General features: G+C 64.9%; 14 protein-coding genes. 11 read left to right on the top strand and 3 right to left on the bottom strand.

What is annotated here, in order from left to right:
* Positions 1-127 precede the first annotated feature (127 nt).
* Complete coding sequence (locus tag DM480_RS10420) at positions 128-1,651, bottom strand: fumarate hydratase (RefSeq protein ID WP_115378818.1); 1,524 nt, start codon at positions 1,649-1,651, stop codon at positions 128-130.
* A gap of 163 nt (positions 1,652-1,814) precedes the next feature.
* On the opposite strand from DM480_RS10420, the gene DM480_RS10415 reads away from it, so the two are divergent.
* From DM480_RS10415 to DM480_RS10405, 3 genes are all read left to right on the top strand, one after another.
* Positions 1,815-4,463, top strand: coding sequence for an EAL domain-containing protein (locus DM480_RS10415; protein WP_115378816.1), 2,649 nt, complete (start codon positions 1,815-1,817; stop codon positions 4,461-4,463).
* A 411-nt stretch (positions 4,464-4,874) separates the two neighbouring features.
* Positions 4,875-6,812 (top strand): ribonucleoside-diphosphate reductase subunit alpha, encoded by a 1,938-nt coding sequence (locus tag DM480_RS10410; protein WP_115378813.1) that lies wholly within the window; start codon positions 4,875-4,877, stop codon positions 6,810-6,812.
* Positions 6,813-6,948: 136 nt separating this feature from the next.
* Positions 6,949-7,341, top strand: a complete 393-nt coding sequence (locus DM480_RS10405; protein ID WP_115378811.1) for an endonuclease domain-containing protein — start codon at positions 6,949-6,951, stop codon at positions 7,339-7,341.
* Between the two features lie 74 nt (positions 7,342-7,415).
* Here the strand turns inward: DM480_RS10405 and DM480_RS10400 are convergent, their stop codons facing one another.
* Positions 7,416-7,664 (bottom strand): DUF2171 domain-containing protein, encoded by a 249-nt coding sequence (locus DM480_RS10400; RefSeq protein WP_115378809.1) that lies wholly within the window; start codon positions 7,662-7,664, stop codon positions 7,416-7,418.
* 56 nt (positions 7,665-7,720) lie between these two features.
* Here DM480_RS10400 and DM480_RS10395 point away from each other — a divergent pair, with 56 nt between their 5' ends.
* The 4 genes from DM480_RS10395 (at position 7,721) to DM480_RS10385 (ending at position 10,722) form a co-directional block, all read left to right on the top strand.
* Positions 7,721-7,921 carry a hypothetical protein gene (locus DM480_RS10395; protein WP_115378807.1) on the top strand — a complete coding sequence of 67 codons (201 nt, stop codon included), beginning with the start codon at positions 7,721-7,723 and terminating at the stop codon, positions 7,919-7,921.
* Positions 7,918-8,085: a hypothetical protein gene (locus tag DM480_RS18090; RefSeq protein ID WP_157968786.1), complete on the top strand. Its 168-nt coding sequence runs from the start codon at positions 7,918-7,920 to the stop codon at positions 8,083-8,085. The genes DM480_RS10395 and DM480_RS18090 overlap by 4 nt, the downstream gene beginning before the upstream one ends.
* A 17-nt stretch (positions 8,086-8,102) precedes the next feature.
* The gene (locus DM480_RS10390) at positions 8,103-9,161 is read left to right on the top strand and encodes a ribonucleotide-diphosphate reductase subunit beta (RefSeq protein ID WP_115378806.1); all 1,059 of its coding nucleotides are present in this window, start codon (positions 8,103-8,105) and stop codon (positions 9,159-9,161) included.
* 97 nt (positions 9,162-9,258) lie between these two features.
* Positions 9,259-10,722 (top strand): HNH endonuclease family protein, encoded by a 1,464-nt coding sequence (locus DM480_RS10385; protein ID WP_157968815.1) that lies wholly within the window; start codon positions 9,259-9,261, stop codon positions 10,720-10,722.
* A 1-nt stretch (position 10,723) separates the two neighbouring features.
* On the opposite strand, the gene DM480_RS10380 is transcribed toward DM480_RS10385, so the two are convergent.
* Complete coding sequence (locus tag DM480_RS10380; RefSeq protein ID WP_115378802.1) at positions 10,724-11,152, bottom strand: biopolymer transporter ExbD; 429 nt, start codon at positions 11,150-11,152, stop codon at positions 10,724-10,726.
* A gap of 141 nt (positions 11,153-11,293) precedes the next feature.
* Between DM480_RS10380 and DM480_RS10375 the strand changes: the two genes are divergently transcribed.
* The 4 genes from DM480_RS10375 to DM480_RS10360 all read left to right on the top strand — a co-directional run bounded on the left by DM480_RS10375 (position 11,294) and on the right by DM480_RS10360 (position 13,226).
* Entirely contained in the window at positions 11,294-11,923 is a 630-nt protein-coding gene (locus DM480_RS10375; protein WP_115378800.1) for a hypothetical protein, read from the top strand.
* 114 nt (positions 11,924-12,037) lie between these two features.
* Complete coding sequence (locus DM480_RS10370) at positions 12,038-12,238, top strand: hypothetical protein (RefSeq protein ID WP_115378798.1); 201 nt, start codon at positions 12,038-12,040, stop codon at positions 12,236-12,238.
* A gap of 114 nt (positions 12,239-12,352) precedes the next feature.
* Entirely contained in the window at positions 12,353-12,667 is a 315-nt protein-coding gene (locus DM480_RS10365; RefSeq protein ID WP_115378796.1) for a glycine zipper 2TM domain-containing protein, read from the top strand.
* A 133-nt stretch (positions 12,668-12,800) separates the two neighbouring features.
* The gene (locus DM480_RS10360; RefSeq protein WP_115378795.1) at positions 12,801-13,226 is read left to right on the top strand and encodes an OsmC family protein; all 426 of its coding nucleotides are present in this window, start codon (positions 12,801-12,803) and stop codon (positions 13,224-13,226) included.
* Positions 13,227-13,339 lie beyond the last annotated feature (113 nt).

Raw genomic sequence — 13,339 nt, 5'->3', positions numbered from 1 at the left:
CGGAAGGATGGTCGGGCGGGGTTGCGGTCCGGTTAAAATTATGTCCGGAACCGTACCGAAAGCGTTTCACTCCGCCGCGAAACGCGCGCTGCCGTGCCGTTCCAGACGGATGCCACCAGACCGCCGCTCAGGCGGGCTGGAGCAGTCCTTCGCGCGCGATCTTCTCGCGCCAGACGAGCGGCGCGAGCTGGTGGACGTTCTGCCCCTCGGCATCGACCGCGACGGTGACGGGGAAATCCTTCACCTCGAACTCGTAGATCGCCTCCATCCCCAGGTCCGCGAAGCCGACGACCTTGCTGCCCTTGATCGCACGCGCGACCAGATAGGCGGCGCCGCCCACCGCCATCAGATAGGCGGACTTGTGGTCGCGGATCGCCTCGGTCGCAGCAGGGCCCCGCTCCGCCTTGCCGACCATCGCGAGCAGGCCCTGTTCCAGCATCATGCGCGTGAACTTGTCCATCCGCGTCGCGGTCGTGGGGCCGGCGGGGCCGACGACTTCCTCGCCGACCGGATCGACCGGGCCGACATAATAGATCACGCGGCCGGCAAACTCGACCGGCAGCGGCTCGCCCCGGGCCAGCATGTCGGCGATGCGCTTGTGCGCGGCGTCGCGCCCGGTCAGCATCTTGCCGTTGAGGAGCAGCCGGTCGCCGTGCTTCCACGTCTGCACCACCTCGGGCGTCAGCGTGTCGAGGTCCACGCGGATCGCCGCGCTGTCGGGCTGCCAGTCGACCTTGGGCCATTCGTCCAGGCTCGGCGCTTCCAGGAACACCGGCCCGCTGCCGTCGAGCGTGAAATGCGCGTGGCGCGTCGCGGCGCAGTTCGGGATCATCGCGACGGGCTTGGAGGCGGCATGTGTCGGCCAGTCGAGGATCTTGACGTCGAGGATCGTCGACAGCCCGCCCAGCCCTTGCGCGCCGATACCGAGCGCGTTGACCTTGTCGAACAGCTCGATGCGCAGCGCCTCCAGGTCGTTCTTCGGCCCGCGCGCCTTCAGCTGAGCCATGTCGATCTGGCCCATCAGCGATTCCTTGGCCAGCACCATCGCCTTTTCCGCGGTGCCGCCGATGCCGATGCCGAGCATCCCCGGCGGACACCAGCCCGCGCCCATCTGCGGCAGCATCTCGAGCACCCAGTCGACGATCGAATCGCTGGGGTTCATCATCTTGAACTTGGTCTTGTTCTCGCTGCCCCCGCCCTTGGCGGCGACGTCGACATGCACGTGCGCCCCCGGCACCATCTCGACGTGAAGCACCGACGGCGTATTGTCGCGCGTGTTGCGGCGCGTGAAGGCGGGATCGGCGAGGATCGAGGCACGCAGCTTGTTCTCGGGATGCAGATACGCCCGCCGCACGCCTTCGTCGACGACCTCCTGCAACGAACGCTCGCCCTCCAGCCGGCAATCCTGCCCCCATTTGACGAAGACGGTGACGATGCCCGTATCCTGGCAGATCGGCCGGTGTCCCTCCGCACACATCCGGCTGTTGGTCAGGATCTGCGCCATCGCGTCCTTCGCCGCCGGGCTCTGCTCGACGGCATAGGCCTCGCCGAGCGCGCGGATGTAATCCATCGGATGATAGTAACTGATGAACTGCAGTGCGTCGGCGACGCTTTCGATCAGGTCGTCGGGGCGGATGGTGACGGTGGACACGGCGTGGGGGCTCCTTTGGACCCGCGCAGCCTTAAGCGCGCGCTCGCCCCAATCCAAGACCCGTCGCCGCGCGACCGGTACCGGCGAAAGCGCCGGTGGTTAACGCCGAATTGACGTTCGGCGCGCAACGCTTCGGAAACGACTTCACCATAGAAGCTTCAATATGAGAGCTTTTCTGCCCCGGACGGATCGCGACGTGGAAAAGGCGCCGCAGGTCTGGCACCTGCTCGGTCTGGTCGACGTGCATGAGGATCCGATCGCCAACCAGCACGCCTCGCGGCTGCGCGGCGTCGGCATCGCCTGGCCCTATGCGTTGGCGACGCAGGCGGTCGCCGGGCTGCTGGCCATCGGCGCGACGCTGATCGCGCGGCAGGCGGCATCCGCCGTGATCGCCGCGATCGAGGTGGCGGTGATGCTGCTCGCATCCGGCGGATCGTGGTTCGTGGTCTGCCACGCCGATACGCACCGCTGGCCGATCCACCAGCGCAACCGTGCGCTCGCCGCGTGCGCCGCGTGCGTCGCGGCGATGCTGACCGCCTCGTTATGGTCCGCGGCCGCCATCGCCACCGCGATGGTGCAGGATGCCGCCTTCGTCGCGCTGATCGCCGCGCTGATCGCGACGGCGCTCGCGTTCCATGCCGTCCGCGTCGCCAGCCTCGCCTTCCTTGCCGGCCTCGTCGTCACGCTCGGCGTCGTGTCGCAGCAATGGCTGCCGACGTTGGTCGCCGCGCTGTTCCTCGTCGGCCTCACCTTTGCGGTGCTGCGCATCGCGGGAATCGAGGTCGCCGGCGCCCGCGCCGCGATCCGCGAGCGCGAGGCGGGTCAGTCCGCCGCGCGCATGATCGGCGAATTCGAGGCGCATGGCACCGGCTGGTTCTGGCAGACGGATCGCTACGGCCGCCTCACCTATCTGTCGGAAAAGGTCGCGAGCGATCTCGCCGCGGGTGGCCACGCGCCGCTCGGCCAGCTGCTCACCGACCTGTTCCAGATGGACAGCGCCGCGCCGGGGACCGAACGCACGCTCGCCTTCCACCTGTCGTCGCGCACCTCGTTCGCCGACTATACCGTCCGCGCCGTGCGCCAGGGCGACCGCGCCGATGGCGACAAACGCTGGTGGTCGATCTCCGGTCGTCCGCTGATCGACCATCTCGGCCGGTTCCAGGGGTTCATCGGATCGGGCAGCGATCTCACCGAACAGCGCCGGTCGGAGGCGGAGATCAACCGCCTCGCCCTGTTCGACAGCCTCACCGGCCTCGCCAACCGCCAGCGCATGCGCCACAGCCTCGACAAGACGCTGCAGCAGCAGGGCGGTGGCCCCTATCGCCCTGCCGCGCTATTTCTCATGGACCTCGACCGGTTCAAGACGGTCAACGACACGCTCGGCCATCAGGCGGGCGACGCGCTGCTCGTCCAGGTCGCCCAACGGCTGCAGCGCGGCGTCGGCGAGGCCGGGCTGGTCGGCCGGCTCGGCGGCGACGAATTCCAGGTGCTGCTGCCCGGCCTCGACAAGCGCGAGGCGCTGTCCGCGCTCGCGCACGATCTCATCGCCTCGCTGTCGCAACCCTATTTCATCAGCGGCACGTCGGTGTCGATCGGCTGTTCGATCGGCATCGCCATCGCGCCCGATCACGGCGAGGATTCGGAGGAACTGATCCGCAACGCCGACCTTGCGCTCTATGCCGCCAAGGCCGACGGGCGCGGCGTCCACCGCTTCTTCACCGAAGCGATGCTGGCGGGCGCACGGACCCGCAAGCAACTGGAAGACGATCTGCGCGCGGCGCTGGCGGAGGGGCAGTTCCACCTCGTCTACCAGCCGCTGGTATCGACCAGCGACGAACGCATCGTCGGCTACGAGGCGCTGCTGCGCTGGAACCATCCGACGCAGGGGCTGATCTCGCCCGCCACCTTCATTCCGGTCGCAGAGGAATCGGGGCTGATCGCGCCGATCGGCGAATGGGTATTGCGCACCGCCTGCGATGCCGCCGCCCGCTGGCCCCGCGCAGTGCGCGTCGCGGTCAACGTCTCGCCGATCCAGTTCGCCAGCCCCAGCCTGCCCGCGATCGTCGCCAGCGCGCTCGCCCATTCCACGCTCGCGCCGCACCGGCTCGAGCTGGAAATCACCGAAAGCGCGTTTCTCAACGATTCGTCCGATGACATGTTCAACGCGCTGAAGGGCCTCGGCGTCCGTCTCAGCCTCGACGATTTCGGCACCGGCTATTCCAGCCTCGGCTATCTGCGCAACGCGCCGTTCGACAAGATCAAGATCGACCAGTCGTTCGTCCGCGGCGCCGCGCAACCCGCCAGCCGCAACGCCGCGATCATCAAGGCGATCGTCACGCTCGCCGACACGCTGGGCATGGAAACCACCGCCGAAGGGGTGGAGGTGCAGGACGAGATCGCGCTGGTCCGCGCGCTCGGCGTCAGCCATATCCAGGGCTTCGTCTACGGCCCGCCCGTACGCGATGCGCTCGTCATCGACCAGCTCGGCGGCGGCGCGATCACCCCGTCTGGGTACAAGATCAGCCGTCGTCCGCGCACCAGGATGCTGCGCACCGCACGCGTCATCGCCGGCACCGCGAGCGGTGACGTGCGCATCCGCGACATCTCGCCGATGGGGGCGATGGTCGAAGGCCTGTCGATCGCCGGCGAGGCGGTAGGGATGGCGGTGAGCATCGAACTCGTCGAGAACGAACTGGTGCCCGCCCGCATCGCCTGGGCGCGCGACGGGCGCGCCGGGCTTACCTTCGGCTGCGAATTCGACCTCTCGCGGCTCGCGCCCCAGCCTGCCCGCGCGCTCCGCCGCACCGCCTGACGGATATCGGATTTCCGCCCGGTTTCGACCGGGTCGGACGGATCGGCCGGCGTCGAAAAAATTTTCGCGCGCGCCTTCTTCGCTTGCACTTTGCGAAACCCGCAGAAGTCCACGCGTCGCGTGATTGAGCCCGACAGGACGCCCCCGCAAACCGGGGGAACCGGATGGCTGGCACGCGATTAACCCCTTGCCTCCCGCCGCGCTTTGCCACAATTTGTTGGGGTTGGTATCGGGGGAGAACCCAAGCACTGGTATCGGATGCACCCTATATAGGGTGTCGCGATTCCGCTTGCTCTCCCGAACGGGCCAGGTGGTGCACGGTATGTTCGCCGATCGGCACCGCCCGCTTGACGACGCGTGGCGCCTGCCCGGCGGTGGACGCGATGATGGGACGAAGGAGCGGTTTTGGCGATGGATTTCAGGGATACGCAGGACGCAACGATGACCGATATGCTTGCCCTCGCCCCCGCGCAGGACGACGCGCCGACTAAGGCCGATGCCGCAAAGCCCGACGCCGCCAAGGCGGACACGGGCAGCCGCGCGATCGCGCAGCCCTATGCGCTCGACGTCGACCATGGCCGCGACGCGCTACTCACCGATTTCGGCAAGGAAACGCTGAAGGACCGCTATCTCCTGCCCGGCGAAAGCTTCCAGGACCTGTTCGTCCGCGTCGCTAGCGCCTATGCCGACGATGCCGCGCATGCGCAGCGCATCTACGATTATATCAGCCGCTTGTGGTTCATGCCCGCGACGCCGGTGCTGTCGAACGGCGGCACGGGGCGCGGCCTGCCGATCAGCTGCTACCTCAATTCGGTGCCCGACAGCCTCAACGGTATCGTCGACACCTGGAACGAGAACGTGTGGCTCGCCAGCCGCGGCGGCGGCATCGGCACCTATTGGGGCAACGTGCGCGGGATCGGCGAGCCGGTCGGCCTCAACGGCAAGACCAGCGGCATCATCCCGTTCGTCCGCGTGATGGATTCGCTCACCCTCGCGATCAGCCAGGGTAGCCTGCGCCGCGGGTCGGCCGCCTGCTACCTCGACATCAGCCACCCGGAGATCGAGGAATTCCTCGAAATCCGCAAACCCTCGGGCGACTTCAACCGCAAGGCCTTGAACCTCCACCACGGCGTGCTGCTCACCGACGCCTTCATGGAGGCGGTGCGCGACGGCGCCGAATGGCACCTGCTCAGCCCGAAGGACCAGTCCGTCCGCGCGACGGTCGATGCGCGCGCGCTGTTCCAGAAGCTGGTCGAAACCCGCCTCGCCACCGGCGAGCCGTACATCGTCTTCGCCGATCACGTGAACAAGGCGATGCCGAAGCATCACCGCGACCTCGGCCTCAAGGTCTCGACCTCGAACCTCTGCTCCGAAATCACGCTGCCGACCGGGCGCGACCACCTGGGCAACGACCGCACCGCGGTCTGCTGCCTGTCGAGCCTCAACCTCGAGACGTGGGACGAGTGGAAGGACGACAAGGTCTTCATCGAGGACGTGATGCGCTTCCTCGACAACGTGCTGCAGGATTACATCGACCGCCACGAACCCGGCATGGAACGCGCCGCCTATTCCGCCGGGCGCGAACGCTCGGTCGGCCTCGGCGTCATGGGCTTCCACAGCTTCCTCCAGGCGCGCGGCCTGCCGTTCGAGGGCGCGATGGCCAAGTCGTGGAACCTGCGCATCTTCAAGCACATCAACGCACAGGTGAACGAAGCCTCGATGCAGCTCGCCGTCGAGCGCGGGCCCTGCCCCGACGCCGCCGACATGGGCGTGATGGAGCGCTTTTCCTGCAAGATGGCGATCGCGCCGACCGCGTCGATTTCCATCATCTGCGGCGGCACCAGCGCGTGTATCGAGCCGATCCCGGCGAACATCTATACGCACAAGACGCTGTCGGGCAGTTTCTCGGTCAAGAACCCGTATCTCGAAAAGCTGCTCAAGGAGAAATCCAAGAACAGCGACGCGGTGTGGAATTCGATCCTCGAACACGGCGGCTCGGTCCAGCACCTCGACTTCCTCAGCCAGGAGGAAAAGGACTGCTACAAGACCAGTTTCGAGATCGACCAGCGCTGGCTGCTCGAACTCGCCGGCGACCGCACGCCCTATATCGACCAGGCACAGTCGCTCAACCTGTTCATCCCCGCCGACGTCGAGAAGTGGGACCTGCTGATGCTCCACTTCCGCGCGTGGGAACTGGGCATCAAGTCGCTCTACTACCTGCGCTCCAAGTCGGTGCAGCGCGCGGGCTTTGCTGGGAGCGGCGGCGTCGAGGCGGACAACACGATCGAAAAGCCGAAGTTCGAACTCGGCGAGACGACGGATTATGACGAGTGTCTGGCCTGCCAGTGAGGACAGGAGTCCGCTGATCGCCTGACGGGAAGGTCACGGCATGCCACGCCCCCCTCACCCTTCCGCGCCTCCGGCGCTCCCTCCCTCTCCCCTTGTGGGAGAGGGAAGGGGCCCGCGGCCGCAGGCCGTGGGAAGGGTGAGGGGCAATGCGCAAGGCCTGACCAAGCGCCAGCAACTCCCCGCGACGGTTGCCACGCTCTCGCGTGCACTTTGCCAGAGTGCCGGTGAACCCGAACGCCGTCTGTGGCGCGCCCTCCGCGAGGCTTTCCCGGACGCAAAGTTCCGCCGACAAGTCCCGTTCGGCCCCTATCATGCCGATTTCTGCTCGCACGCCGCGCGGCTGATCGTCGAAGTGGACGGCGACGACCATGCGTTGCGACAAAACCGGGACGCACTCCGCACCCGCTTCCTCAATACCGAGGGCTATGACGTGATCCGCTTCGCCAATGCCGATGTGATGACGAACCTCGGCGGCGTCGTGGCAAGCATCGACGCGCGCGTGGCGCACAAGCAAAAGGGCCGCCCGTGATGGACGGCCCCCTCACCCTTTCGCCGCCTTTCGGCGGCTCCCTCCCTCTCCCGACGGGAGAGGGAGAAGGCACTTCACGCCTCTTCGAACATGTCCTGCGCGTTCTGCGCGGTCGCCGACAGGCGCACGGTGTCGCCCTCGATCTCCGCGACCAGCCCGGCGGGCAGGTAATGATGCTTGGCGCCCTGCCCGTCCTGCGTCGACGGCGAGTCGGTCTTGGTCAGCTTGATGCGCTCGCCATCGACATGGTCGACGGTGCCGACATGCACGCCGTCGGCGCCGATGACCTTCATATGTTCCTTGATGTTGCTATGATCGTGCATGCTGATTCTCCTTCAACGGGGTCGGACGCGGAACGAGCGTCGCGGGGAATGGATGCATGATCCGCCAGGTCGCCATCATGTATGCGGTCGCGGCGCTGCTGCTGCTCGTCGGCGCGGGCTGCCTGTTGCTGCTGCTGCGCCCCGGCGGCGCGGCGCGCGCCTATGTGCTGCGCATGACCGGGATCATGGCGCTCGCCGCGGGCGTGATGCTCGCCGCCGGCGCCGGGTCGATGCAGCGGTGGAGCGTCGCGGGATGAGCCCTGCGGTCCGCCTGCTCACCGCGGTCCAGGCCGCATCGTTGCTCGGCCTCGTTGCCGCCCTCCTCCGTCCCGCCGCCCGCTGGAGCCTGCGCGCCCGGCTGCCCGTCGCGCTCCTCGCCCTTTTCAGCAGCGCCGCGCTGCTCGTCCTCCATCTCGTTTGAATCCGAAAGGCACCGCCATGTCCCTCCTCCAAGCCTCCAAGCAGTACAAGCCGTTCGAATACCCCTGGGCGTTCGAATTCTGGAAGCGTCAGCAGCAGCTCCACTGGCTCCCCGAGGAAGTGCCGCTGGGCGAGGATTGCCGCGACTGGGCGCAGAAGCTGACCGATCACGAGCGCAACCTGCTGACGCAAATCTTCCGCTTCTTCACACAGGCCGACGTCGAGGTGCAGGATTGCTACCACGAGAAATACGGCCGCGTGTTCAAGCCGACCGAGATCAAGATGATGCTGACCGCGTTCAGCAACATGGAGACGGTCCACATCGCCGCCTACAGCCATCTGCTCGACACGATCGGCATGCCCGAAAGCGAATATGGCGCCTTCCTCGAATATGCCGAGATGAAGGAAAAGCATGATTACATGCAAAACTTCGGCGTCGACAGCGATGAAGACATCGCGCGCACGCTCGCCATGTTCGGCGGCTTCACCGAAGGCGTTCAGCTGTTCGCCAGCTTCGCGATGCTGATGAACTTCCCGCGCTTCAACAAGATGAAGGGCATGGGCCAGATCGTCACCTGGTCGATCCGCGACGAAAGCTTGCATTGCGAGGGCATCATCAAGATGTTCCACACCTTCGTCAAGGAACGCCAGTGCCTGACCAAGGCGGTGAAGGACGACATTGCCGACGTGTGCCAGACGACGATCCGGCTCGAGGACAATTTCATCGACCTCGCCTTTGAAATGGGCCCGGTCAACGGCATGACCGCCAAGGAGATCAAGAAATACATCCGCTTCATCGCCGACTGGCGGATGGGGCAACTCGGCCTCAAGCCGATCTACATGATCGACGAACACCCGCTGCCGTGGCTCGCACCGATGCTGAACGGCGTCGAGCACGCCAACTTCTTCGAAACCCGCGCGACCGAATATTCGAAGGCCGCGACCAAGGGCCAGTGGAACGACGTCTGGGACAGCTTCGACAAGCGCCAGAAGGCCAAAGGCGCCAAGCCGGCGAATGAAGATTTGGGACTGGACAGCGGTGACATGTTCTCGCAAGCTGGAGTTGCAGCGGAGTGAGAAATGGCAAAGAATATAAACCTTGACGCCATGATCGCTATCCGACTTTGCCTCAAAGTCGGATAGCGATCACGTTCAGGCCAATAATTTTGCTGAAATAGCCCTGAAGGATTTAGCAGGGGCCGGAGCATGGCTTCCAAAGGTTCTTCGGAAGCCCGACTTCCAGCGTGAAACTACGCAGTGGACCGCAAATCAAATGGTCACGCTGATCGAGAGCTTTCTTGATGGCGAACTGATTCCCGCGGTTATTTTGTGGGGGCCCAAGTCCCACATATTTGTAATTGACGGCGCGCACAGACTCAGTGCGCTACTTTCCTGGGTCCTCAACGATTATGGAGACGGACCGCTATCATATCAGTATTTTGGGGGAATCATTCCTGAAGGCCAACGAGCTTTGGCTCGGAAAGCCCGCAACGAAGTGGAAACACGAATCGGCTTGTTTAGCCATTTCACCGATCAAATTTCCAATGGACGCGAAGTAACCGACCCAAAAGTTTCGGCTCGCGTAGGGAATTTTATCCGGCGTGGCATCCAAGTTCAGTGGATATACGGTGATGCCGACAAGGCCGAGTCCTCTTTTTTCAAAATCAACACGCAGGGCTCGATACATGATCCCGTTGAAGAACGGATCTTACGCAATCGACGCAAGGCACCCGCTGTCGCCGCACGCTCTGTAGTCAGGGCCGCCACGGGGCATCAATATTGGTCGAAATATTCCCCAGAGGTTCAGAAAACGATCGAGACAAAATCAGCATCTATTCATAGGTCGCTGTTTTCACCCGAAATAAATACACCGATTAAATCTATCGACCTCCCCGTTGGAGGAGCCGCGTCGGTTACTGATGCTTTGGACCTATTAATTAGCCTATCGGAAATCGTTGATCCGAGCTCACGCCCCATTGAAAGCTACCAGGATGACCCCGACGGATCTGAGACGTTAAGCCTTCTATCACGACTTGAGAAGACTACGTCAAATCTGATTGGCAATCAGTCGCGTAGCTTGGGCCTTCATCCATTTGTGTATTTTTACACGTCAAAAGGTCGTCACTACCCCCCATTAATGATGGGCATGTTCTCGCTTGTCGCCGAAAAGTTAAACAACAACGATCGCGATTGGTTCAAAATATTTGCTACACCCAAAAGGCGCTTGATTGAGGAAGCGCTGATTGAACACAAGACAATCATAACGCTGCTGATATCGGCGACCGCTAGTAAAAAGCGCGCAGAAGGAGGTAAACGGGTCATCGATTATATCGTTGAAACCGTCCGCGAAGGAAAATCCACGATCACACCCGACAATATTGCAGCACATTTGGGATTACAAAGCCGGCTTTATTCTATCCAAAGCAAGCCAGGCGCTGATTTTAGTGATGACGCAAAAAGTTCAGCTTTTTTAAGGGACGCACTTCGTCAAGCATTACGGCGCCCGCTCTGCGAGGGTTATCTAGATCCGACTAAATCAATATCTTATGATCACATTATCAGAAAGGAAGATGGAGGCACTGGCGGGGACGAAAATTGCCAAGCGACCCATCCATATTGCAACAGCGTAAAAGGCTAGTTTACTTTGCCAACGGCCCATTCCCCGCAAACCCCAGCCGCGTGATCCCCGCGCGCTTCACCACCGCCAGCGTCTGGTCGAAGCGTTCGTAGCGCGCCTCCGGGTCGGTGCGCATCACCAGCAGCGCATCGGGGTCCGCCTTCGCCGCCGCCAGCCGCGCGGGCAGCGCGGGCAGCGCGGCGTCGGCCACCGCCGCGCCGTCCAGCGTCACGCCGCCGGCGCGCGTCAGCTCCAGCCGGTGCACATTGCGCGGGACGTAAGCGTCGGGCGCATCCTGCGGCAGCTCGATCGGCACCTTGTGCAGCACGGTCGGCAGGGTCAGGATCATCATCACCAGCAGCACGAGCAGGACGTCGATCAACGGCGTGATGTTCAGCGTCGCGATCGGCTCGGGGATCGGGGTAGCGGCGGGACGGAACGCTTGGCGCATGGTCACTCTCCCAATGATATGACGTAATACCATCACTAATCCACGTACGCGTAGATCGCGTACGCGCGGTAAAAACCGCTTTCCTACAAGAACCCATTTGGTTATATGATATGGTCGATCCATTCGAAGAGGAGTCGACCCATGCCCGACACCGCCCATCCTGCGCCCTCCGATCCCGCCCCTTTCGATCCCGCCCCTTTCGATCCCGCCCCTTTCGATCCGCAACGCGCATCGCCCCCGCCCGCCTATCGCGCGCCGTCGCTGCGCTCGCGGCACGACGGCTGGACGGTGGAGCGGCAGCGCCACTTCCTCGGCGCGCTCGCCGAAACCGGCTGCGTCGCGGCGGCCGCCGATGCGGTCGGCATGACCGCGCGCTCCGCCTATCGCCTGCGCCTGCACCCCCGCGCCGCCGCCTTCGCGCACGCCTGGACGCAGGCGCAGCTCGCCGCGGGCCACCGTCTGCTCGCCGTCGCTTATGATCGCGCGATCAATGGCGCGGTGCGCACCGTGTGGAAGGATGGCGAGATCGTGTCGCAGACGCGCGTGCCGTCCGATCGCATGGCCGAATTCCTGCTCGCCAAGACGATGCCGCACCTGTTCGGGCCGACGACCGCGGGCAACGCCTTCGGTACCGATCGCGTCGGCAGCGCGCAGCGCGCGCTCCCCGCCGCGCTCGACGGACTCGCCGCCATCTCCGTCGACGACCTGCCCGTCGGCCCCGCCGATTTCGACGACGAGGCGCCGGAGGAGGATCCCGCGATGCGCTGTTGACCCCCGCCTACCCCCCAGACACTGCGACCTTTGCGACCTTTCGATCGCCACAGGCGGGCTTTAACCCTTTCGCGCAACCCGATCGCAAGCCCGCGCGCGCACGCTGGCGCGGTCATGCTCCCCGGCCCCCGCCTCTTCCGCAGCCGCCGCGCCGCGCTCCTCTGGGCGGCGGGCATCCTGTGGGGCGTGGCGGAGATGGCGGGCGGCCTGTCGGGGCCGCGTCACGCGTCCGGCCCCGCGCCCGCCGCCTCGGCGACGCCGGACGCGGCCCCCGACGATCGCGACGTCGCGACCTTGGTCAACGCGCTCGGCTGACGCGCCCGCAGCCGCCTTTCGTTTCCTGAACGGAACGTTGTGCTGCGTTCATGCAACTCTCATTATCCGGACGGCGTTGGCCCCACACGAACTTTGAACAATGGGAGTGTTACGATGCGCAAGTTGATGCTGGCCCTTGGTTGCACCGCGATGGTCATCCCCGCCACGATGGCGGTGCCGATCTCGCAGGCGGGCGCGCAGCGCTACAAGTATCGCGAATGGCGTGACGATCGCGGCCGCCTGCGCTGCCGCAAGCCGGACGGCACCACCGGCCTCGTCGTCGGCGGCGTCGCGGGCGCGCTGCTCGGCCGCACGATCGATACGCGCGGCGACCGCACGCTCGGTACGCTCGGCGGCGCGGTGGCGGGCGGCCTGCTCGGCCGCGAGGTCGACCGCAGCAGCCAGCGCAGCCGTCGCGGCTGCCGCTAAGCCGCGACGGCCGGAGCGCGCGCTGGGACAAGCGTCGTTTTCCGGCTGCCGCCAAATGCGCGTTCACGCGTTGGGCCGGGGTGTCGCGAGCAATCGCGGCGCCCCGGTCTCATGTGACGAAGGAGCAAGGACGATGGTAACGCGCTCGGGTTCGGCCCGCTACGACGGGCTCGGCAAGGACGGCAAGGGTCACGTTTCGACTCAGTCGGGCGTGCTCAGCGACACGCAATATGGCTTCAACACGCGGTTCGAGGACGGCGCGGGCACCAACCCCGAAGAACTGATCGCCGCGGCGCACGCCAGCTGCTTCACGATGGCGCTGTCCTTCGCGCTGGCGCAGGCGGGGCATACGCAGGGCACGCTCGAAACCAGCGCCCGGGTCACGCTCGACAAGGACGGCGACGGGTTCAAGATCAGCAAATCGGCGCTGACGCTCAAGGGTCATGTCGACGGCATCGACCAGTCCGAGTTCGAACGCATCGCCAACGAGGCGAAGGCCGGCTGCCCGGTGTCGAAGGTGCTGAACGCGGACATCACGCTGGAAACCACCTTCGGCTGAGGGCGGCGGCGGTGAGACAGGCGGGCCGGGAGCGGCGGAGAAAGGCAGCGCTGCTGTCTCATTCATGAACCGGACGTAGTTTTCGGTTCACGCAACCGTCATCCGCGCGATCC

It is taken from the genome of Sphingomonas sp. FARSPH (genome assembly GCF_003355005.1).
Classification (GTDB): Bacteria; Pseudomonadota; Alphaproteobacteria; order Sphingomonadales; family Sphingomonadaceae; genus Sphingomonas.
This window is presented reverse-complemented; position numbering and strand designations above follow the sequence as displayed.